The 21,267-nt window shown below is 49.8% G+C and carries 17 protein-coding genes; all 17 read right to left on the reverse strand.

Going from position 1 to position 21,267, the window contains the following annotated elements; all coding sequences use genetic code 11:
- Window positions 1-26: 26 nt before the first annotated feature.
- Window positions 27-1,448: a UDP-N-acetylmuramoyl-L-alanine--D-glutamate ligase gene (murD, locus tag Q5741_RS03155; RefSeq protein ID WP_305022572.1), complete on the reverse strand. Its 1,422-nt coding sequence runs from the start codon at window positions 1,446-1,448 to the stop codon at window positions 27-29.
- A gap of 3 nt (window positions 1,449-1,451) precedes the next feature.
- Window positions 1,452-2,420, reverse strand: coding sequence for a phospho-N-acetylmuramoyl-pentapeptide-transferase (mraY, locus tag Q5741_RS03160; RefSeq protein ID WP_305022573.1), 969 nt, complete (start codon window positions 2,418-2,420; stop codon window positions 1,452-1,454).
- A gap of 37 nt (window positions 2,421-2,457) precedes the next feature.
- Window positions 2,458-3,843: a UDP-N-acetylmuramoyl-tripeptide--D-alanyl-D-alanine ligase gene (locus tag Q5741_RS03165; RefSeq protein WP_305022733.1), complete on the reverse strand. Its 1,386-nt coding sequence runs from the start codon at window positions 3,841-3,843 to the stop codon at window positions 2,458-2,460.
- A complete protein-coding gene (locus Q5741_RS03170; protein WP_305022574.1) occupies window positions 3,843-5,330 on the reverse strand; it encodes a UDP-N-acetylmuramoyl-L-alanyl-D-glutamate--2,6-diaminopimelate ligase in 1,488 nt (495 codons plus the stop codon). The genes Q5741_RS03165 and Q5741_RS03170 overlap by 1 nt, the downstream gene beginning before the upstream one ends.
- A 19-nt stretch (window positions 5,331-5,349) precedes the next feature.
- The gene (locus tag Q5741_RS03175; RefSeq protein ID WP_305022575.1) at window positions 5,350-7,329 is read right to left on the reverse strand and encodes a stage V sporulation protein D; all 1,980 of its coding nucleotides are present in this window, start codon (window positions 7,327-7,329) and stop codon (window positions 5,350-5,352) included.
- Window positions 7,330-7,412: 83 nt separating this feature from the next.
- Entirely contained in the window at window positions 7,413-9,734 is a 2,322-nt protein-coding gene (locus tag Q5741_RS03180) for a penicillin-binding transpeptidase domain-containing protein (protein WP_305022576.1), read from the reverse strand.
- A gap of 34 nt (window positions 9,735-9,768) precedes the next feature.
- The gene (locus Q5741_RS03185; protein ID WP_305022577.1) at window positions 9,769-10,155 is read right to left on the reverse strand and encodes a hypothetical protein; all 387 of its coding nucleotides are present in this window, start codon (window positions 10,153-10,155) and stop codon (window positions 9,769-9,771) included.
- 24 nt (window positions 10,156-10,179) lie between these two features.
- Window positions 10,180-11,130, reverse strand: coding sequence for a 16S rRNA (cytosine(1402)-N(4))-methyltransferase RsmH (rsmH, locus tag Q5741_RS03190; protein ID WP_305022578.1), 951 nt, complete (start codon window positions 11,128-11,130; stop codon window positions 10,180-10,182).
- Between the two features lie 19 nt (window positions 11,131-11,149).
- Window positions 11,150-11,587: a division/cell wall cluster transcriptional repressor MraZ gene (gene mraZ, locus Q5741_RS03195; protein ID WP_305022579.1), complete on the reverse strand. Its 438-nt coding sequence runs from the start codon at window positions 11,585-11,587 to the stop codon at window positions 11,150-11,152.
- A gap of 183 nt (window positions 11,588-11,770) precedes the next feature.
- Entirely contained in the window at window positions 11,771-13,036 is a 1,266-nt protein-coding gene (locus tag Q5741_RS03200; RefSeq protein ID WP_305022580.1) for an adenosylhomocysteinase, read from the reverse strand.
- Window positions 13,037-13,070: 34 nt separating this feature from the next.
- Window positions 13,071-14,702: a bacillithiol biosynthesis cysteine-adding enzyme BshC gene (gene bshC, locus Q5741_RS03205; protein WP_305022581.1), complete on the reverse strand. Its 1,632-nt coding sequence runs from the start codon at window positions 14,700-14,702 to the stop codon at window positions 13,071-13,073.
- 132 nt (window positions 14,703-14,834) lie between these two features.
- Window positions 14,835-15,776: an ABC transporter ATP-binding protein gene (locus tag Q5741_RS03210; protein ID WP_407074315.1), complete on the reverse strand. Its 942-nt coding sequence runs from the start codon at window positions 15,774-15,776 to the stop codon at window positions 14,835-14,837.
- Window positions 15,777-15,877: 101 nt separating this feature from the next.
- Window positions 15,878-16,828: an ABC transporter permease gene (locus Q5741_RS03215; RefSeq protein WP_305022582.1), complete on the reverse strand. Its 951-nt coding sequence runs from the start codon at window positions 16,826-16,828 to the stop codon at window positions 15,878-15,880.
- A gap of 2 nt (window positions 16,829-16,830) precedes the next feature.
- Window positions 16,831-17,763, reverse strand: coding sequence for an ABC transporter permease (locus tag Q5741_RS03220; protein ID WP_305022583.1), 933 nt, complete (start codon window positions 17,761-17,763; stop codon window positions 16,831-16,833).
- 188 nt (window positions 17,764-17,951) lie between these two features.
- Window positions 17,952-19,625, reverse strand: a complete 1,674-nt coding sequence (locus Q5741_RS03225; RefSeq protein WP_305022584.1) for a peptide ABC transporter substrate-binding protein — start codon at window positions 19,623-19,625, stop codon at window positions 17,952-17,954.
- A gap of 168 nt (window positions 19,626-19,793) precedes the next feature.
- Complete coding sequence (locus Q5741_RS03230; RefSeq protein WP_305022585.1) at window positions 19,794-20,174, reverse strand: DUF3397 domain-containing protein; 381 nt, start codon at window positions 20,172-20,174, stop codon at window positions 19,794-19,796.
- Window positions 20,175-20,178: 4 nt separating this feature from the next.
- Complete coding sequence (locus tag Q5741_RS03235; RefSeq protein WP_305022586.1) at window positions 20,179-21,150, reverse strand: ketopantoate reductase family protein; 972 nt, start codon at window positions 21,148-21,150, stop codon at window positions 20,179-20,181.
- Window positions 21,151-21,267 lie beyond the last annotated feature (117 nt).

The raw sequence follows: 21,267 nt of genomic DNA on the forward strand, positions 1-21,267 counted from the left end.
AAGTAGGGGCTTATCCACCCCCCTACTTACAGATTATGCACCGCCTGTTTAAAAATGCGTCCACGCTCTTCATAGGAGGAGAACATGTCCCAGCTAGCACAAGCCGGAGACAAGAGCACAACATCGCCTTCTTCAGCAAGCGCAGCAGCTTTATGTACAGCCTCGGTCAACGCATCGGCGGCATCCTCACCATTATCGACGAGCTCGATCGCCTTTAATCCAGCCTGCTGCGCCGCGGAAACCAGCTTGTTACGGGTTTGGCCCAGAAGCACGACAGCCTTTACCTGCGCCTGCAGCGCCGGAACTAATTCGAGATAATCAGTCCCCCGGTCCAGACCTCCCGCAATCAGCACAATCGGCTGCTTGAAGGATTCGAGAGCCATCCGTGTCGCTTTAGCATTCGTAGCTTTGGAGTTATTGTAGTAAGCAATTCCATTCAGCGTATCGACAAATTCCAGACGGTGCTCTACACCATGGAATGCCGACAATGGAGCAGACAACTGGTCAGGTCTTGCCCCTGCTGAAATGGCAATAGCACAGGAAGCAAGCGCGTTCTCGACATTAAAGCGGCCGGGAATACCGATGTCCTGAATAGAAATGATCGGATACACAACTCCTGCCCCGTCGCGGTATACGATACTGCGTTCAATATCGTCCTCGACGTCCGGGACGTAAGGCGGATCCGCATATAACCCTTCCTGAAGACGTTCCGTCATGGAAAATGGCAGCAGCCTGGCTTTTAAGTACGGAACCAGCTGACGGCACACCGGATCATCCCAGTTGATCACGGCGATATCCTGGCTGTCCTGATTCGCAAACAGCTTGGCCTTGGAAGCAATGTAATCCTCCATGCCGCCATGGTAGTCCAGGTGAGTCTCAGCCAGGTTAAGGAGACATGCCACCTTGGGGTGGAACTCCTGGGTTCCCTTCAGCTGAAAGCTGCTTAATTCCACAACCATCCAGTTATTCTCTGATGCCGAAGCAGCCGCCTCTGACAGCGGAGTACCAATGTTGCCGGCCACAATCGGATTCAAACCAGCGGCTTCCAGCATTTTACCTACCCAAGTGGTCGTCGTTGTTTTTCCGTTGGAACCGGTAATGCCGATGATCGGCGCTTCACACAGATGATAGGCTACTTCCACCTCTGTAATGACGTCAATTTCCAGTTCGAGTGCACGCTGTACTGGAGGTACGGAATAGGGAATACCCGGATTTTTCACCAGCAGCTTCACGCCTGGATGAATAAGGTCGTCCGGATGACCCCCGCATATAACAGAAATTCCCAAAGCTTCTAATTCGGAAGCTTCGGGACACTGTTCTCTCTCCTTCTTATCATTAACGGTAACTACAGCACCAGCCTGGTGCAGCACTTTGGCAACCTGAACACCGCTTTTGGCCAGTCCAAGCACAACAACCTCTTGATTTCGGTAAGTGTCAAGATGTTTCATCATTTACAACCCCTTGTTGAGATAGAGTCCAACTGCAGCAAGTATCAATCCTACAGCCCAGAATGTAATAACGACACGCCATTCGGACCAGCCGGATAATTCGAAGTGATGGTGGATCGGACTCATTTTGAAAACACGTTTGCCGCGCGTTTTGAAGGATGTCACCTGAATGACAACGGAGAGCATCTCAATAACAAATACGCCGCCGATGATTACGAAAAGCAGTTCACTCTTGGTCACAATGGCAATGGCGCCAATGGCACCGCCGATGCCAAGCGAACCGGTATCCCCCATGAACACCTTAGCCGGATGCGCGTTATACACCAGAAAGCCCAGCACGGCGCCGATCATAGCAGCTGAACATACAGCCGCCGGCAGCGATGTCGCCTGAATAGCTACAACGGCATAGGCACCAAAGGCAATGGCACTTGTACCTGACAGCAGACCGTCAAGTCCGTCTGTAAAATTCACGGCATTACTAATCGCCAGCAGCATCAGCACGATGAACGGGTAATAGAACCAGCCGCCCCAGTCGAAGGACCAGGTAGTGCCTGGTACGCCAATTGCAGTGCTATGTCCGTTGTTGATCAGAAGCCAGCAGATGATTGCCGAGAACAGCAGCTGTCCAAACAGCTTTTGTCTTGGTGTCAGACCCAGAGAGCGTTTGAACACAATCTTAATGTAGTCGTCCAGGAAGCCGATCAGACCAAAACCTAATGTTGTAATCAGCAGGACGTAGAAATCCGTATTTTTAATTGCAGAAAATTTCAAAAAAGCCAGCGTAAAAGCGAGCAGGATGACGACCCCGCCCATTGTTGGTGTACCTGTCTTCTTTAAATGGCTTTGCGGACCGTCATCCCGCACCTGCTGGCCGAATTTCATCCGGCGCAGCAGCGGGATTAAAAGGGGAGCAGCGATCACCGCAAGGATGAAAGAAACTCCGATCGTTAGCAGCAGTAATTGTATATCCATGGGATAACCCCTCTCGTCAGCATCTAATCTGTATTCATTATTGTTTCAGCGTTTCTACAACCTCTTCGAGCCTCATTCCGCGCGAAGCCTTCACAAGCACCACGTCACCTGCACGCAGATTGGACATCAGGCTTGCGGTAAGCTCCTCTTTGTCGCTGAAAACCATAATGTCCTTGTCCGGCATCACCTGCCGTGCCCCCTTGGCAATGCAGGCACCCAGTCTGCCGTACGTGAATAACAGATCGACCTTTCCGGAGGACAAATATCTGCCCATTTCTTCGTGGAAGCTCTCTTCATCACTGCCCAGCTCCAGCATGTCCCCGAGCACCGCTACTCTGCGTCCTTCCGGCGACAGGCCGTGCAGGGCATCAATTGCCGCTCTCATAGAGGTCGGGCTTGCATTATAAGCATCGTTCAACAAGGTCAGACCATGCTCCGTAACGGTTCGCTCAATCCGCATTCCGGTCAGCTTAAGACTCTCCAGTGCTCCTGCCAGCCGTTCTACCGGAACACCGCAGCAGCGGGCAGCTGCTATTGCCGCAAGAGCATTGATCACGTTGTGCTGTCCCAGCAGCGGGAGCCGGATTCGCAGACCTTCGGTGAGATTGGACACAAACTCGGTACTATCACTATGGTACTCAATCTCAGAAGGATAATAATTGTTGCTCTGCTCCAGTCCGAAAGTCTGGGGACGCAGATGCTCAGGTTTCACAGTTTCCACTTCTGCCAGCACTTGGTGTAAAAGCGGTTCGTCTCCGTTAAAGATCAGCAGACCGCCGTCCTTCAAGCCCGTTGTAATCTCGAGCTTGGCGCGCGCAATCTCAAGCCTGGATCCCAGCTGCAGCAGATGCGATTCTCCAATATTCGTAATGACGGCGACGTCCGGCTTGGCAATCGCCGACAACACGGCGATTTCCTGACGGCCGCTCATCCCCATTTCAAGTATGATATGGTCGCAGTCTTCCTCCATAGCGAGAACCGTCAAGGGAAGTCCAATATGATTATTAAAGTTGCCCTGTGTCTTATGCACCTTAAAAGTAGATGCCAATAAGGCATATACCATATCCTTGGTTGTTGTCTTGCCGTTGCTTCCTGTAATAGCTACCACTTTGGCCCGGCTCTCGCTGAGATAAGCGGAAGCCAGCTTCTGCAGAGCCACCAGGGTATCCTCGACGAGGATCACACTGCCTTGAGGCGGCACACCATGATCTTCCTGCCAGAGGGCACAGGCTGCACCTGCTTCCAGACAGCTCTCTACAAAGGAGTGTCCGTCAAAACGTTCGCCGACCAGCGGCACAAACAAACTTCCGGTTTGCGGCTGTCTGGAATCGGTAAACACACCCTGAACCATCTGTTCCGGGTTCTGTCCCTCCGCCAGCTTGCCTCCGCACATTCTGGCCACTTGGCCCAAATTTCTGTTAATCACTTGGCTAGACTCCTTATCGCTTCTTTGGCGACCTCGCGGTCATCGAACGGATGAACTTCTTTTCCGATCAGCTGATAGGTCTCATGACCTTTCCCCGCAATCAATACTACATCGTTGGGGCTTGCCATTTCAATAGCCTTTTGAATGGCTGTCCGCCGGTCTGCGATCAATTCATAACGATCCGAAGGCACCTTCTCCGATAACAGCCCCTGCTCGATATCGCTGAGAATGGCATCCGGATTCTCTGTACGCGGATTGTCCGAAGTTACCAGGACATGGTCGCTGTACCCGGCTGCAATCCGGCCCATAATCGGACGTTTCGTCTTGTCGCGGTCTCCGCCGCAGCCGAACACAGTAATGACCCGTCCAGCAGCAAATTCCTTAACGGTACGCAGCACGTTCTCTAATCCGTCCGGGGTGTGTGCATAGTCTACGATAACGGCAAATTGCTGTCCGGCATCGACGGCTTCTACACGTCCATCCACTCCCGGCAGACGTTCCAGACTTTCCTTAATGCTCTCCAGCGGGACGTTTTCGATTAATGCAGCCGTGATAGCAGCAAGTGCATTGTACACGTTGAATTTACCAACCATACGCAGCTGGATATCGGCACTTCCCCTGAAGGTATCAACATGGAAAAAGGTTCCCTTCGCGCTGATGGAAATGTTCAAGGCCTTAACATCACAATGATCCTGCAATCCGTATGTAATTACCTCGGCAGCCGTAATTTTACGGAAATAAGCTGAAGCCGGATCGTCTGCATTCAGCACAGCGTATTTACGTTTGCCTGCTTCTCCGCTGAAGCTGTTGCCAAGCCGGGAGAAAAACAGCCCTTTAGCCGCCCGGTACTCTTCCATCGTCTCGTGGTAATCCAGATGATCCTGGCTGAGATTGGTGAAAATAGCGGTGCGGAAATCCGTCCCCTTGACTCTGCCCTGTTCAAGCGCGTGGGAGGAGACTTCCATGACACAGCATTTGGCCCCTTGGTCAGCCATGCTGCCGAATACCCGCTGCAGTTCTACCGCTTCCGGCGTTGTGCCCGAAGCCGCGAAGGTCTGGCCGTTATAACGCATCTGAATCGTACCTATTAATCCGGTGTTGATATCATAATCATTCATAATTTGTTCAATCAGATACGATGTAGTGGTTTTACCATTGGTTCCCGTTATGCCAATCATATTCATACGGTGGCTGGGATAGTTGAAAAAGGCATCTGCCAGAATGGCCATAGCCAGTCTGGCATCCTTCACCAGCAGCTGCGGAACCGGTATGTCCAGCACCTTTTCAACAACAAGTGCCGCCGCTCCTTTTGCTGCAGCCTGTGCCGCGTAATCATGCCCATCGACCGTGAAACCCGGCAAGCATAAAAAGAGATCACCGGGCTGTACTTTCCGGGAGTCTGCCTGTATTCCGGTACATTCCACTCCGCCGTCTCCAATTACTCTGGAGGCAAGCATTAATTCTGCCAGTTGTTGTAAAAGCATTCCAATCCCTCTCTATCTGTCATTCGGTATTTTTCTGGATTTCCTCTTGTTTCGCCGGATCGGCAGCCTTGTCTTCATCCCCGTCGCTTCCCATATAGATGCGAATCGTTGAACCGCGTTCCACACGGGATCCCGCTTTTGGGGCCTGGCTGATGACCGTATTGCCGGAGCCTGATTTAGCCAGCATGAAATTCATGTTGAGATCTTCATACAGGTCCTGGACCGTCGCGCCGGTCAAGTCAGGAACCGTTACGATTGGCGTCTCCCCATATTTGTACTCCCTGGCAAGCTGATCCTTGCGCGGAGGCACCTGCATCACGTGCAGGGCGTCTTCCAGGATATTCTGCACAATCGGTGCTGCTACCACGCCTCCAAACTGAATTCCCTTTGGATTATCCACTGCCGTGTAAACGACAATCTGCGGATCATCGGCAGGAGCAAAGCCAATAAAAGAAACGATGTGTTCGGATGTGGAATAGCGGCCGTTGATGACCTTCTGGGCGGTACCCGTTTTGCCACCGACCCGGTATCCATCGATAAAAGCCGGACGCCCCGTGCCCTTAGCTACTACACTTTCCAGAGCCTCACGCACTTTCTTGGATGTTTCTTCAGATATAACCTGCCGGACCAGCTCAGGCTCCACGGTATTAACTACCTTGCCGGTATCCGGATTCACCCACGCCTTCGCAATATGCGGTTTATACAGCTTGCCGCCGTTAATAGCGGCCGAGACCGCTGTCACCTGCTGGATCGGGGTGACGGACACCCCCTGCCCGAAGGCAGTCGTTGCCAGCTCAACTGGGCCAACCTGAGAAGGCTTGAACAGAATTCCGCTTGCTTCTCCGCTCATATCGATGCCGGTTTTACGTCCAAAACCAAAATTTTTAATGTAACTGAACAGGCTGTCCTTCCCCAGACGCTGTCCTAATGTAACAAAGCCCGGGTTGCAGGAATTCTCCACCACCTGCAGGAACGTCTGGCTGCCGTGGCCGCCTTTCTTCCAGCAGCGCAGTCTGGCGCCCCCCACCTCAATATATCCCGGATCAAAGAAACGTTCATTCTGCAGGTCGACCTTCTTCTCTTCCAGCGCAGCAGCCAGCGTGATGATCTTGAAGGTGGAGCCTGGTTCATAGGTCATCCAGATCGGCAGGTTGCGGTTATACACTTCCGAGGCGTAGTTCTGATACTGCGCCGGCTCATAGGAAGGTCTGCTGGCCATGCCAAGTACTTCTCCTGTCTTCGGATTCATGGCTATGGATAGTGCCGAATTGGCCTGGTACTTCACCATTGCCTGATCCAGCTCGCGCTCAATGATGGACTGGATGGATTTATCAATCGTCAGTTCCAGATTGAGCCCGTCTTTGGGTGCCACATATTTCTCGGAGGAACCGGGCATCAGCCGTCCTCCCGCATCTGACAGGTAAGCAATATTCCCATTAATGCCGGTCAGGTTATCGTTATAGGTCTTTTCCACACCCGCCAGCCCCTGATTGTCGATGCCTGTAAAACCCAGAATATGTGCGGCCAGATCGCCATAAGGATAATACCTTTTATTATCTTCCGCAACGACGATACCCGGAAGCTTCAAATCACGAATTTGCTGCGCTTTCTCCATCGTAATTTTGCGGCCCCCGGGCTGAATGTTAACATTTGATTTCTTTTTGGTGATCAATTGCAGCACTTTCTCCTCAGTCATCCCGAGAATGGGCGCCAGCTTCGCAGCGGTCTGCTGCGGTTCCTTGACCTGTACCGGTATGGCCATGATCGTCGGTGATGATACATTGTAGGTCAGCGCTGAGCCGTTACGGTCCAGGATCTCACCGCGTTTGGCAGCGAACGGAATATTTCGCCTCCAGGAATCCTCTGCTTTCGCTGACAGCTCAGCCCCTTGTCCCAGCTGAACATAAGCGAGCCGCACAACCAGCGCCCCGAACAATACCAACAGACCAACGAGGCAGATCAGGATCCGCCTCCGCTGCGTTATACTGGACATTTTCATTCCCATTATCCTCCCCACTTGTCCGCCATCATGACTTGTCTTTCTCATGATTATTCGGACAGGGGAGGAGTTAGAACAGGCTGTCAGTTATGATCTCCGGGTTCCCCGTTCGTCTGATCCTGTTTCCCGGTCTCTTCCTTAGCAGCTGCATCAGATTCAGACTTATTGTCGGCTGATGCTGAATCAGAATCTGAACCAACAGACGCTGCTCCGGATGAAGAGTCTTCCGTAGAGATACCTGTTACTGTCTCCTTGGCAGGCATCAGCGTAAGTGCTACTGTGCGCTGGCCGTCTGCAGCCTTCTGTTCGGTCTGGCTGGCGACATAACCCTCGCCTTTGACTTGAACGCCAATCTTCATTAGAGTCAGAATCTCCAGCGCATCCCGCAGGGAGACTCCCTTAAGATCCGGCACAGCCATGGTCTTGCTGTTCTCCGTAATCAGATATACCCGCTGGCCTGGAAGCATGGCTGTGTCTTTCGGCGGGTATTGGGATAACACTTTTGTACCTTTGCCGACAACTTCATAGGCCAGACCCTGATTAAGCAGCAGATTTTGAGCATCCTTGCTGTTTTGTCCCTTGAGATCCGGAGCTTTGGCAGCTTTAATGCTCTTGGTTGAGCTGGTGTCTGTTCCGGATGTACGCTTAGGTACTCCCATATACTGAAGGGACTGCGAGACGATTTTCTTAAATACTGGAGCTGCAGCCTGTCCGCCGTATACATCATCCTTCGGTTCATCCATTACGACAAGAACGGCAATTTTCGGATTCTCAACCGGAGCAAAACCGATAAAGGAAATCACATATTTTTTACCGTAACCTTCAGCGGTTTGTTTATAAGCGGTTCCTGTTTTACCGGCTACACGGTATCCGTCAATGTAGGCCAGCTTGCCTGTGCCGATGTCCTGGTCGGCGACAACCTGCTCCAGATAAAGTCCTGTCTGCTTGGCTGTTTCCGGGGAGACCACCTGACGGACAAGCTTCGGCTTGATCTCCTCAATCACTTTGCCGGATTCCGGATCTGTAATCTGCTTGACGAGGTGCGGCTGCAGCAGCTTTCCGCCGTTCGCAATGGCTGATATAGCAGCCATCTGCTGGATTGGCGTTACTTGTACCTTACCCTGGCCGTAAGACGCAGCTGCGATATCCGCACTGTACTGGAACGGCTGAATCGGAGCCGCTGTCTCGTTGGGCAGATCAATACCTGTCTTCACACCGAATCCGAAGTTGTCAATATATTTGCGGAGACGGTCTCCGCCCAGCATTTCGTAGCCAAGTTTAACAAAGGCCACGTTACTGGAATGCTTGACGCCATCCAGGAAGCTGATCGTTCCCCATCCGTCCCGCCTCGAATCATGAATTGTCCGGCCCGGAACGCGGATGGAACCTGATTTATAGGTCGCATTCGCATTAAACAGCTTTTCCTGCACGGCCGCCGCCAGTGTCACAATTTTGAATGTGGAGCCTGGCTCATACATCGATTGTGTCGCATGATTGTAGAAGTTGCCAATATCGTTACCATAATCCCAATAGTTGTTCGGATTAAAGGTCGGATAGTTGGCCATGCCCAGAATTTCCATCGTCTGAGGATCTGCTGCAATCACGGACATACTCAGCGGGTGATATTCATTGACCGCCTCTTTAATTGCATCCTCGATATAATACTGAATCGTATCATCGGTTGTCAGCTTGAAATTTTTACCGTTTTGCACCGGTTTATAGTTATCGGTCTGGTTGGGAAGCCTGACACCGGTACGGTCACTCTGATACGTCAGAGAGCCTGGTGTACCTTTTAACTGCTTATCATAGAACTTCTCCAGACCCGAAACGGCATTACCCTGACGGTCCAGATAACCAATGACATGGGCTGCTAGAGTATTTTCAGGATAGTAGCGCTTGCTCTCGTTCTTAAGAACCACAGCGCCGGTTACCTTGTATTTGTCCTGCAGCTCCTGCTGAAATTGTTCAACCTGGTCAGCGATACTCTTATCTACTTTATATCCTTCTGTGCGAACCTCCCGGTAAGGATACAGCTCACCTTCAGGATGTTCTTTCGTCGGTCTTTGGGCAGTGACATCCTTCATCAGCTCGTCCTCGCTCTTACCCAGAATCTGGTTCAGCCGGTCAACCACCACATTTTCAAGTTTCTTTTCGTTGATGACTGCGGGGTTGACTACTACCGTGTAGGCTGGAGCATCTGTTGCCAGCACATTCCCGTTCCGGTCGGTAATTGTGCCGCGTACGGGTTCAATAACCTGACTGCGGCTGACCTGAACCGCCAGCTCTTTGCGCCACTCTGCTCCTTCCACCACCTGAATCCAAAATACCCGCACCAGCAGAACAAGAAAAAAGAGGGAGATGCATCCCCCCAGAAATAGTGCGCGAAGTTTGATTCGTTTAATCATTCGTCAAACCCTCTTTGTATTCGTATTCGTTATGTTACTGGCCGTCCCCATTGCGGCTGACACGGATTGGATCGGTAGTTGGCATCACATACCCCTCCGTCTTGGCGCGCTCTACGACACTCTCGCTCAGCTTTTCCTTCTTCAGCTTCAGCTCCGTTACACTAAGCTTGTAGTCACTAAGCTGCGAGTTGTTTGAACTGATATTACGGTTAACCTGATATATGTCCGCATATCGACTGATCAACAGCCCTGCAATAACGACACATACGATGACTGACATCAAATAGAGAAGCTTCTCCCGTGTGGGCAGCTCCTTCCGCCGCGTGACAACCGTAGTGGTCTCTTTGACTTGCTGGGGAGCTGACTTTCTCTGCTGCTGCGTATTTTGTTTGACTGCCAAATTACCGCGTGTATAAGCCATGTCTTCTCTCCTTCGCTCAACGGTTTATAGTTTTTCTGCTATACGCAATTTTGCGGACCGCGCACGGGGATTCTGCTCCAGTTCATCCTCAGAGGGAAGCAGCGGCTTCCGGTTGATGAGCCGGAGAACGCCTTTCTTCCCGCATACACACATCGGAAAATCGGGCGGACACGTACACTTTTCCAGATAACTGCTAAATATCTGTTTGCAAATGCGATCTTCCAGCGAATGAAAGGTGATCACCGAGACACGCCCGCCTGGTGCCAGACAACGGACAGCCTGATGCAGGGCGTCTTCCATAGCACCCAGTTCATCATTGACGGCGATCCGCAGAGCCTGGAAGCTCCGTTTGGCCGGGTGTCCGCCAGTTCGGCGGGCCGCAGCCGGGATCCCTTCCTTGATCAGTTCTACCAATTCACCTGTTGTTTGAATTTCTTGCGTTTGACGTTTCTCCACAATCACTTTGGCAATCCGCCTTGAGAACTTCTCTTCCCCATATCGGTATAAAATACGGGCGATCTCTTCTTCCGGCCATTCATTTACAATGATCTTCGCCGTCAGTTCTCCGTCCTGGTCCATCCGCATGTCCAGCGGCGCATCGTGGTTGTAGCTGAATCCCCGATCACCCTCATCGAACTGCGGGGAAGAGACACCCAGGTCGAACAGAATACCGTCCACCTGCGGAACTCCATCCTTCATAGGAACATTCAGTTCACGCAGTCTGGACTCCAGCTCACGGAAATTGGCTTTGACCAATGTAACGCGATCCTGGTATTCAGCCAGCCGGACGACCGCGTTCTCGTGTGCCCAGTCATCCTGGTCGAACGCAATCAGCCGGCCTTCAGGGCCCAGCTTAGACGCGATCACAGAGCTGTGACCGGCACCGCCTAGAGTGCAGTCCACATAGATCCCGTTCTGCTTGATGTGTAATCCTTCCGTTGCCTCTTCTAAAAGCACGGTTATATGATGAAACAAACTGCAGCCCTCCAGACTCCTACAATTCAAAATTGAAATCAACCAGCTTCTCGGCGATATCATTGAATGCTTCTTCAGATTGATTGAAATATTGTTCCCAAATGCCTTTGCTCCAGATTTCAACCCGGGACGAAACGCCCAGGACTACACAATCCTTGTCCATCTTGGCATAGTCCCTTAAATTGACCGGTAAATTTACCCTGCCCTGTTTGTCCAATTCACATTCAGTCGCCCCCGAAAAAAAGAAACGGGTAAATGCACGTGCGTCTGACTTCATGAGCGGCAAGGCTTTGAGCTTCTGCTCCATCACTTTCCATTCTTCCATGGGGTAAACGAAAAGGCACTGGTCGAGGCCGCGGGTAATCACGAATGAGGCACCCAGGTCATCGCGAAATTTAGCCGGTATGGTGATCCTGCCCTTGTCATCAATGCTGTGCTGGAACTCCCCCATAAACATCGGCCATTCACTCCCTGCCTCAATCTCCCACTTTGCCCCACTTTTCACCACCTAAGCATAATAGATTCGCTGTAAAAAATCAAAACCCTTTTGCTTGACAATGGTAAATTTATACGTTAATGCAAAAAAGCTGCCCTGGAGTAGTGGTAACTACCCAGAACAGCTTGCATGAATAACGTATTATTATGCTTTCCAACTGTCCAAATATGCAATTTGCTCGTCCGACAGCTTATCAATAGTAATTCCGAGACTCTCCAGTTTATAGCTGGCCACTTGCTGATCAATCTCATAAGGAACATTAACAACCTTCTTGCCGAGCTGCTCATATTGGTCGTTCACATACTTCAGTCCGAGTGCCTGCAGGGCAAACGTCGTGTCCATAATCTCGGCCGGATGTCCGTCCGCTGCAGCCAGGTTCACGAGACGGCCTTCAGCCAGAAGGTACATTTTACGACCGTCTCTGAATTTATATTCTTCGATATTCTTACGCACTGTACGGATGGACTCAGAACGCTTGGCCAACTCCGGCTTGTTCACTTCTACATCAAAGTGACCCGCATTGCAGAGGATGGCCCCATCCTTCATTACATCATAATGCTCACCTGTGATCACGTCTTTATTGCCTGTAACCGCGATGAAGAAGTCGCCCAGCTTAGCCGCTTCCACCATTGGCATGACATGGAACCCGTCCATATGCGCTTCAACCGCTTTGATCGGATCGACTTCCGTTACAATGACGTTCGCACCCAGACCTTTGGCACGCATGGCCACTCCTTTACCGCACCAGCCGTAGCCGACAACCACAACGGTTTTACCGGCAATAACAAGGTTGGTCGTCCGGATGATGCCGTCAAAAGCGGATTGACCTGTACCATACCGGTTATCGAAAAGGTATTTGCAGTAGGCATCATTCACAGCCACCATCGGAAAATGCAGCTCACCCTGCTTCTCAAGAGCCTTGAGTCGAATGATGCCGGTGGTTGTCTCCTCCGCGCCTCCGCGAATGGTGGAGATCAGATCTGGACGCTCGGAAGCGAGAATCGTCACGAAGTCGCCGCCATCATCAATGATCAGATCAGGCTGGGTCTCCAGTGCCTTGATTTGCAGAGCCTTAAACTCTTCCGGATCCGGATTGTATTTGGCCAGAACAGTCACACCATCTTCCGCCAATGCCGCACATACATCATCCTGTGTCGACAGCGGATTACTGCCTGTGATTGTCACTTTGGCTCCACCTGCCTGAATAACCTTGGCCAGGTAAGCGGTTTTCGCCTCCAGGTGAAGACAGATCGCAACCTTCAGTCCTTTAAACGGCTGCTCTTGTTCAAACTGCTTCTTGATACGGTTCAGCACGGGCATGTGGGCTTCCACCCAATCAATCTTCAAATGTCCTTCCGGAGCAAGTGAAAAATCTCGTACAATACTCTCTTCAACAGAAGTTTTGTTCATTCTCTATAACCCTCCCGAGCCTGTCTCATTGATTTTATAAATAGATGGTATAGTGCTCCTGCTTGAAATCAGCAGGCTGTTCCATTAATTCGTCCAGCCAGGTCCAGCCAAAACGGTTAACAACCTGATAGATGTTATACACGCGTTCCTGCGGTCTGCCTAACGGGTACAGGGACTGGATGACACGCTCCCACTGCTTGAGACCGGTCTCATTCCGGCGTGCCAATGCTTCGCGGCTCCGCTGCTGCATAAATTGCAGTTCCTCAAGGATGCGCGACTGGTTGGTCTCCCCCAGCTTCACCAGACCCTTCTCGATCTGCTCCAGCTGTTCAACCAGCGGTGTATACAGCGCTTTGAACTGCTCCATGACCTCATTAAAACGTCCATCAAGTCCAAGCTGATCCAGGGAATCCAGCCAGGCCTCCTTGCGGGCATCAAAACGATGAAGCACATCCTGAAAGGACAGCTCATGCCTGTCCATGTGCTTATGCACCGCAGGGTCAATGAGCGTATAAGACAGACGCGGAATCAGCACAGGCATCTGTAAGCCAAACACTTCAAATGCGTCACGGGTCATCGCCCAGTATGCAATCTCACCTTGTCCTAACACAACACCAAGCACCGGAAGAATGGAGTCCTGCATCAGAGGACGGGTCAATACATTGTTGCTAAAGCGTTCAGGATGTGACTCCAGCTCCGTGATCAAGGCTTCTTTACTAAAAGCGACAAAGCCGCGGCGGTCAACAAACTGCTCTTCTGCCTTAAACAGCAGCCGGCGTTCCCCTTCATGGATGTAGAAGAGATTCGCAGCCCCCTCGGCTGCTTCTGCCTGAAGCTCATAGCCCATATCCGTAATCCGTTTGGCCGTATCCAGATAAGTTCTTTCCAGGAGATCATTGTTTTCAATCATGCGCTTGAAGACAGACTTCTCCAGAGCTCGCAATTCAGGGTCTGCCGAATCCAGCAAAATCAAGCCGTATTTGCCGAACATCGAAGCCAGCATTTTGGCAAACGCATCACTCAGGCTGGCAGACTGGCTCAGAATATTCTGAATCGTAAGAAGTGTGTCCTGCTTGTATTCACTGTCCGGCAGCAGCTGCTCCAGCTCTTGCAGTACGCCGTCCCAGGCATCCGATGCGAGCTCGATCTGGCTGACTGAAGAACGAATCTGCGTTTGCTGTTCCAATTTAATTTTCTTCAAATCAAGATTTGAGGACAGTACATACGTATGATTTACTTCATCCCAGTCATGATCCTCTCCTGCGATCCAGAAGACAGGAACGACCGGACGGTTTAACTCTGCTTGAGCCTCACGTGCAGCCTTGATAATGGTGGCAGCCTTGTAAATCACAAGAAGCGGGCCTGTGAACAATCCACTCTGCTGACCGCCAGTGACAACAAGTGTCTCCGGCTGCTCCAACTGATCCAGCGCTTTATGTACTGCTTCATGGGAATTGTGTTTCCCGTTATATAAACGAAGACATCGTGCCACGGCACGGCGATCCAATCTGGTGTCTTCCGATTGATCCAGCCACTTCACACGTTCTGCGTAAGACGATTGATTCCGGTAATTGTACGTATATAACACGGATGCACGTTCAGCACCCTCCCTGTAATCGACCGCCAGCGTAGATCCGCTTCGAAGAGCCTCAGGAACTACATTCATGGGGTATGCCTCCTATTCTGCTAAAAAGCCTTTCTTGATTGTACCGAAGTAAAGACTTTCAGTCAAAGGAAAGGTAGAAAAAAACCGCCGAATATTTCGGCGGTCCTTATTATGACAGTTCTAACATAAAAATTATACGTAAGGCTCAGCGACCCAGTGCCCTTTGGACACTTCGATCAGCTTGGAGTTTTCCAGGTTAAACGCACTCTTCGATGGTTTATCACCACTGTTGGAATGAATCGGACCTGTATTCTCGCCTGGCATAATGATACGTTTTTTGTTGGCTTCCACTTCCGGATCCGGTACAGGAATCGCAGAGAGCAGCATTTTGGTATACGGATGAATCGGGTTCGAGTACAATTCTTCACTCTCAGCCAGTTCCACCATTTTACCCAGGTACATAACTGCAACACGGTCACTGATATGTTTAACCATGGACAGGTCGTGCGCGATGAACAGGTAGGTCAGTCCAAGACGGTCCTGCAGTTCCTTGAGCAGGTTAACCACCTGCGCCTGAATGGATACGTCCAAGGCAGAGATCGGTTCATCACAGATGATAAATTTCGGATTAACTGCAAGCGCACGCGCAATACCAATACGCTGACGCTGACCGCCCGAGAACTCATGCGGATACCGGTTGGCGTGATCTGCGTTCAGACCAACAAGGTCAAGCAGCTCTTCGATCCGCTTCTTGCGTTCTGCACGGCTGCCGGCCATGTTGTGGATATCCAGTGCTTCGCCGATAATATCAGATACGGTAAAACGCGGATTCAGCGATGCATATGGATCCTGGAAGATCATCTGCATATCGCGGCGCATGGCTTTCATTTTGCCTGGAGACAATTTGTAAATATCTGTGCCGTTAAAACGGACACTGCCCGCCGTAGGCTCATACAGACGCAGAATGGTGCGTCCTGCCGTGGATTTACCGCAGCCGGATTCCCCTACCATACCGAGTGTTTCACCTTGACGGATATTGAAATTCAAGTTGTCGACCGCTTTGAGCGTACGATTGTTACCTACATTAAAATACTTTTTCAAACCTTCTACTTCGATCAGGTTACTCACGATGATCAGCACCTCCCGGGCCTTAGGATGAAGAATCTAACAGCGGCCAGGGGCCAAAGCCGCCTGTCCGCTCTGTATCATGGCCGCATACGCATGCGGTGTTAATGTTATCTTCTCAGCTTCGGATCCAGCGCATCGCGCAGACCGTCGCCGAACAGGTTGAACGCCAGCATGATCAAGCTGATCAGGGTTGCCGGGAACAGGAAACGCCAAGGGTATACGTTAAAGCCAGTCAGAGAGGCTTCAATCATGGAGCCCAGGGAAGCACGTGGATCCTGAACACCCAGACCCAAGAAACTCAAAAAGGCTTCAGCGAAGATCGCACTTGGCACAGTCAGAGTCAATGTTACGATAATCGGTCCTACAGCATTGGGCAGCAGGTGGCGGAACAAGAGACGTCCAGTACCTGCACCCATCGAACGGGAAGCCAGAACGAATTCACGGTTCTTCAGCTGCAAGATCTCACCGCGGACGATCCAGGACATGTTAATCCAGCCTGTTACGCACAGCGCCAGAATAATGGTCCCCATACTTGGTTCGAGAACAACCAGAAGCAGGATCGTTACAAGCAGGTAAGGAATGGAATACAAAATTTCAGAGAACTTATTCATGATCTCGTCGACACGGCCACCGTAGTAACCCATAATACCGCCGTAGATCACACCAATGATCAAGTCAATCAGGGCAGCCGCGAGACCGATGGTCAGGGATATACGAGCACCCATCCAGGTACGAACCCACATATCACGGCCAAGGTCATCCGTACCAAACCAGTGTGCCGCTGACGGCGGCTGGTTCGTATTCATCAGATCGTTCGTTGCATAATCAAACTTTGTAAAGAGGGACGTTGGCCCGATAATGGCGAAGATAACGATAAGCCCAAGCACTCCCAGGCTGAACATTGCCAATTTATTCTTGCGGAGACGTTCCCAGGAATCACGCCAAGCTGACAGGCTTTCGCGCTGAATGACTTCAGATTGTTTTTGGTCAGGTCCGACAAGCTGGAAACTCTCCGGTTTCAAATCATTAACGTTAGTTGCGGATTGTTCAGAAGCCAATGTTAGCCCTCCTTCCTGCTGGTCAATTTAATCCGAGGATCTACGAACATATAAGCGATATCTGTAACAAAACGAGCCAACATGAGCAGGATGCCATAGAAAATCGTTACACCCATGATCATGGTATAGTCACGAGTTGTGATACTCTCGACAAACACTTTACCGATACCGCCGATCCCGAAGATACGTTCGATAACAACGGAACCTGTAACGATGTTTGCCGTCATAGGTCCTACATAAGTGATAACTGGCATAACTGCATTGCGGATTACATGTTTAAACATAACCTGGATCGCATTAAGGCCTTTAGCTTTAGCTGTCTTGATGTACTCGGCATGCAGTACTTCCAGCATGCTGGAGCGCGTCAACCGCGCGATAAAGGCAATTGGCTGTGCAGACAGCGCTGCAACAGGCAGTACATAGTCAAGCGGTCCGTTCAGACCCATAATGTTAAACCATTGCAGCTTGAGACCAAAGTAATACTGAATCAGTGAAGCGAGTACAAAGCTCGGTACAGCAATCCCTAATACAGCCAGGATCATGGCTAAATTATCAAGCAGCCTGCGGTGATACAGCGCCGCGACCATACCCAGCAGAATACCTACGATCACGGAAACTATAATTGCGACAAGACCCAGTTTCAGGGATACCGCAAACGTTTGTCCGATAATATCGGTAACACTCTGGTTCAATTTCTTCATCGAGATTCCGAAGTCACCTGTAACGATGTCACCGAGATACTTGAAGTACTGCTGATAGACAGGCTTGTCCAGCCCATATTGTTCCATCAGACGAGCCTGAATTTCGGGAGACGTTGCTTTTTCACTCATGAACGGATTACCTGGAATCGCCTTCATTAAGAAAAACGTTGCCGAAATTAGAATAAACAAGGACAACAGCATATAAAGGAATTTATTTAACACATAACGAAGCATGCCCGCTAACACCTCCCATATTAATTTTCGACACTATTCGATTTTATCGGAATAGAAATAGAATGTCTATTCTAGTTATTTTCAACTTTAGAAGTTAATGGCAAGTACTCACGCACACAAAAAAATCGGGATATATATGGATGACCACATATATATCCCGAAGCAACTAACCAACTTCAGACTTATAACTATTCTGTCAGGTAAGCTCTTGTAAAGTCGATTGCGCCGCTAAAGTCAAGATTAATGCCTTTAACGTTTGGTTTAGTCATAGAAACGTTAGTGTAGTAGTAGATTGGTGCGATAACCATGTCGTCTTGTACGAGCATTTTCTCAGCAGCTGCAAAATCTTCCATGCGTTTTTTCGCATCTTCTGTGCTTGCAGCGTCTTTGATCAGCTTATCATACTCAGGGTTAGCATAACCAGAATCATTGTTGCCGTTGCCTGTTGTCCACATATCCATGAATGTCATAGGATCATTGTAGTCAGCGGACCAGCCGGCACGGGATACTTGGTAGTTACCTTGATTACGGTTTTCCAGGAACACGCCCCACTCTTGGTTTTGCGTTTTCACGTCAACGCCAAGGTTTCTCTTCCACATATCAGCTACAGCCAGAGCAATTTTCTTATGGCTCTCACTGGAATTGTACAGCAGTGTAACTTGAGGAAGCGTTGTGTAGCCTTCTTCTTTCATACCTTCTTCGAGAAGTTTCTTAGCTTCGGTTACATCTTCTTTGAAGAAGTCGTCTTTATGCTCTGTACGGAACTCATCAGACTCGCCTTTGATACCTGGAGGCACAAAACCGAATGCTGGCAATTGTCCGCCTTGGGTTACTTTGTCAACGATTGGCTGACGCTCGATCGACATAGCAAATGCTTTACGAATCTTCGCGTTGTCAAACGGTTTAGCTTTTACGTTAAACATGTAGTAGTAAGTACTTGAAATACCTTTAACGTTAAATTCGTTAGGGTAAGTTTGTTTCATAGCAGGGATCTGGTCATTCGGAATCTCACCGTTAGGTGCGCCAGTGTAATCCAGCTGACCTGCTTGGTAAGAGGAAAGCTCAGTCGCACCGCTGTTTACGATGGACATGTCGATTTCGCTCAGCTTGATGCTGTTCTTATCCCAGTAGTTGTCGTTCTTCTTCACTGTGATCTGGGAGCCTTTAGTCCAGTTGGACAATGTGAAAGGTCCGTTAAAGATCATGGAATCTTTGTTTGTTGCCCATTTCTCATTGCCCTTAACAGAGCTGTGAACTGGGTAGAATGTGTAGAAAGAAGTCAGACCCAGGAAGTAAGGAGTTGGTTTCTCCAGAGTCACTTCCAATGTGTTGTCGTCAACTGCTTTTACACCCACTTGGGAGAAATCAGTCACTTTTTTGGAGTTGTAAGCTTCAGCATTTTTGATGTAGTACAATTGGTACGCATACGGAGGTGCTGGAGTTGTAGCCGGATCCAGAACACGCTGCCAAGCAAAAACGAAGTCTTTTGCTGTTACAGGGTCACCGTTGCTCCATTTAGCGTCTTTGCGCAGGTGGAACGTGTATTTTGTACCATCGATATCCCACGATTCTGCAACACCTGGAGTTTCTTTGCCGTCAGCACCCATACGAGTCAAACCTTCATACAGGGTTTTCAAAACCGTGTTAGTTTGGCTGTCCTGTGCTTGAGCTGGGTCAAACGTAGGAGGCTCGGCGCTTAGGTTGATGCGGAGAATCTGTTCTGCAGCCGGTTTCTCTGCAGCGGTCGAATTGTCACCTTTTGAACCTGTGTCACTTGCTTCTTTGCTCGATCCGCAGCCTGCAAGCAGCGTGCTGAGCGCAAGAACCAGTGTCAAAAGGATGGAAAAACTTTTCCTTTTCATCTTTCGGTTCCCCCTAAAAAAATTGTGGTATATGTTTATAGATTATACAACCAGCGGTCAAAAAAATCTACATCACATTACAAAGATTTGAACTGTTTTTCATAAAAAAACCCTGTTTTTTTAAAAACAAGCCTTCTTCTATGTTATGTTTACTAACACGTTTTACATTTATTTGAATATGTACGTGATGATTCCAATAACAATTAATACAATATATGACATTGATGTAAGTAAAAAGGATATTCGCCAGACAGCTTTGATGACTCTTTTAAAATCAACTTTACCCTTCATTCGGTTCTGTGCTCCGCCCAGCAGCCCAAAGGCAATTAAAATCAGAAGTAATATTAAGTAAAAACCGAAACTTGAATGAAATAGATGGTTAAAAAGACCGGCAACGACAGCAATCAGAAAAAACGTAGTGATGTCCATCGCCAGCTTAACAGCCTGTTTTCGCTGCCCTGTTATTTTGTCCGTGATGAAGAAGACTATACAAAAAGGAATAAAAGGCGCGATGCTTAATGCAATTAATGAATCCTTAAGAAACTCCAATCCATCATTCCTCCCCTGATTGCATTCCCTCTATAATCTGTAACATCAGCCTGTTCAGCGGAGCTTCTATACCCGCTCTGTCTGCCAATGAAATCAATCCGCCGTTAATAGAGGAAATTTCCGTTGTTCTTCCGGCAGCAACATCGCTGTGCATGGAAGAGATATTGTCAGCTGTACGCCGGCAAACATTCAAAACCTCATCCCACCAGCCTTCCTCCCAAGGCAGATTGCAGGCCTTCAGAATACGGATACTCTCGTTATAAATGGACTGCATCAGGCTGGTTCTCGTCTCCGAGTCCAGCAATTCCCCATTCCGGATCCGCCAGACTGCGGTAAGCGGGTTGATCACAGCATTGATAATCAGTTTCCGATATACCATTCTCTCGATTTCATTCGACAAGCTTGTCCGAAATCCTGCCTGCTCTAACCTGGAAACAAGGTTAATCAAATGGTCACGGGTCCATTCTTCCCCGACTATGCTGCTGTCCTCCCACAATCCGATCACTGTCTCTCCAAGACCAGCATGAATGACGATTCCTGCATCTGATTTGGCTGCCCCTTCAGTTGTAACGGCTGCATAGACCGGCAGCTCGGGAAGAAGTCTCTGAATTGTCTCCATGTGCCCTACTCCGTTCTGAAGACAAACGATCCCTTTCCATTTACCATCGGAACGGGACAGTTCCGATGCCGCTTGTGCCACGTCCTTTTGCTTGACGGCCAAAAGCAGCCAATCCCCCTGTTCACGCTTTTGGACACTCTTCATTTCATTCAGCGCATATGTCTGGAGCACACAATTATTCACTGTGACCTGCGACTCCGTTTGCCCGTCCGAACGCCGCACTATGAGCTGAGCTCCTTGCAGCTGCTGAGCCTGTTCTGCTGAACGTGTCCACAGCCGGACAGCCGTACCTGCCGCTGCCAGCTTTCCGCTATAGAGCAGGCCCAAAGAACCTGCCCCAACAATATCAATGATCATATGAACCTCCTGCTTTTTCCGTTCCGGGACTTCTATATCAGAATAGCAGAACCTCGGACATGACAAAAGCCCGAGGCTGCATTCACTGAGCCATCGGACTTATATGATTGGGGAGTG

This window comes from Paenibacillus lacisoli (assembly GCF_030580655.1).
Taxonomy (GTDB): Bacteria; Bacillota; Bacilli; order Paenibacillales; family Paenibacillaceae; genus Paenibacillus; species Paenibacillus lacisoli.

What these genes read in the sequence shown, in the direction of transcription:
- Q5741_RS03170 (WP_305022574.1), bottom strand. Translation starts at nt 5,330, where the DNA reads ATGCTTTTACAACAACTGGCAGAATTAATGCTTGCCTCCAGAGTAATT.
- Q5741_RS03185 (WP_305022577.1), bottom strand. Translation starts at nt 10,155, where the DNA reads ATGGCTTATACACGCGGTAATTTGGCAGTCAAACAAAATACGCAGCAG.
- Q5741_RS03235 (WP_305022586.1), bottom strand. Translation starts at nt 21,150, where the DNA reads ATGATCATTGATATTGTTGGGGCAGGTTCTTTGGGCCTGCTCTATAGC.
- Q5741_RS03200 (WP_305022580.1), bottom strand. Translation starts at nt 13,036, where the DNA reads ATGAACAAAACTTCTGTTGAAGAGAGTATTGTACGAGATTTTTCACTT.
- bshC (WP_305022581.1), bottom strand. Translation starts at nt 14,702, where the DNA reads ATGAATGTAGTTCCTGAGGCTCTTCGAAGCGGATCTACGCTGGCGGTC.
- mraZ (WP_305022579.1), bottom strand. Translation starts at nt 11,587, where the DNA reads ATGTTTATGGGGGAGTTCCAGCACAGCATTGATGACAAGGGCAGGATC.
- Q5741_RS03220 (WP_305022583.1), bottom strand. Translation starts at nt 17,763, where the DNA reads ATGCTTCGTTATGTGTTAAATAAATTCCTTTATATGCTGTTGTCCTTG.
- mraY (WP_305022573.1), bottom strand. Translation starts at nt 2,420, where the DNA reads ATGGATATACAATTACTGCTGCTAACGATCGGAGTTTCTTTCATCCTT.
- Q5741_RS03175 (WP_305022575.1), bottom strand. Translation starts at nt 7,329, where the DNA reads ATGAAAATGTCCAGTATAACGCAGCGGAGGCGGATCCTGATCTGCCTC.
- Q5741_RS03180 (WP_305022576.1), bottom strand. Translation starts at nt 9,734, where the DNA reads ATGATTAAACGAATCAAACTTCGCGCACTATTTCTGGGGGGATGCATC.
- Q5741_RS03225 (WP_305022584.1), bottom strand. Translation starts at nt 19,625, where the DNA reads ATGAAAAGGAAAAGTTTTTCCATCCTTTTGACACTGGTTCTTGCGCTC.
- murD (WP_305022572.1), bottom strand. Translation starts at nt 1,448, where the DNA reads ATGAAACATCTTGACACTTACCGAAATCAAGAGGTTGTTGTGCTTGGA.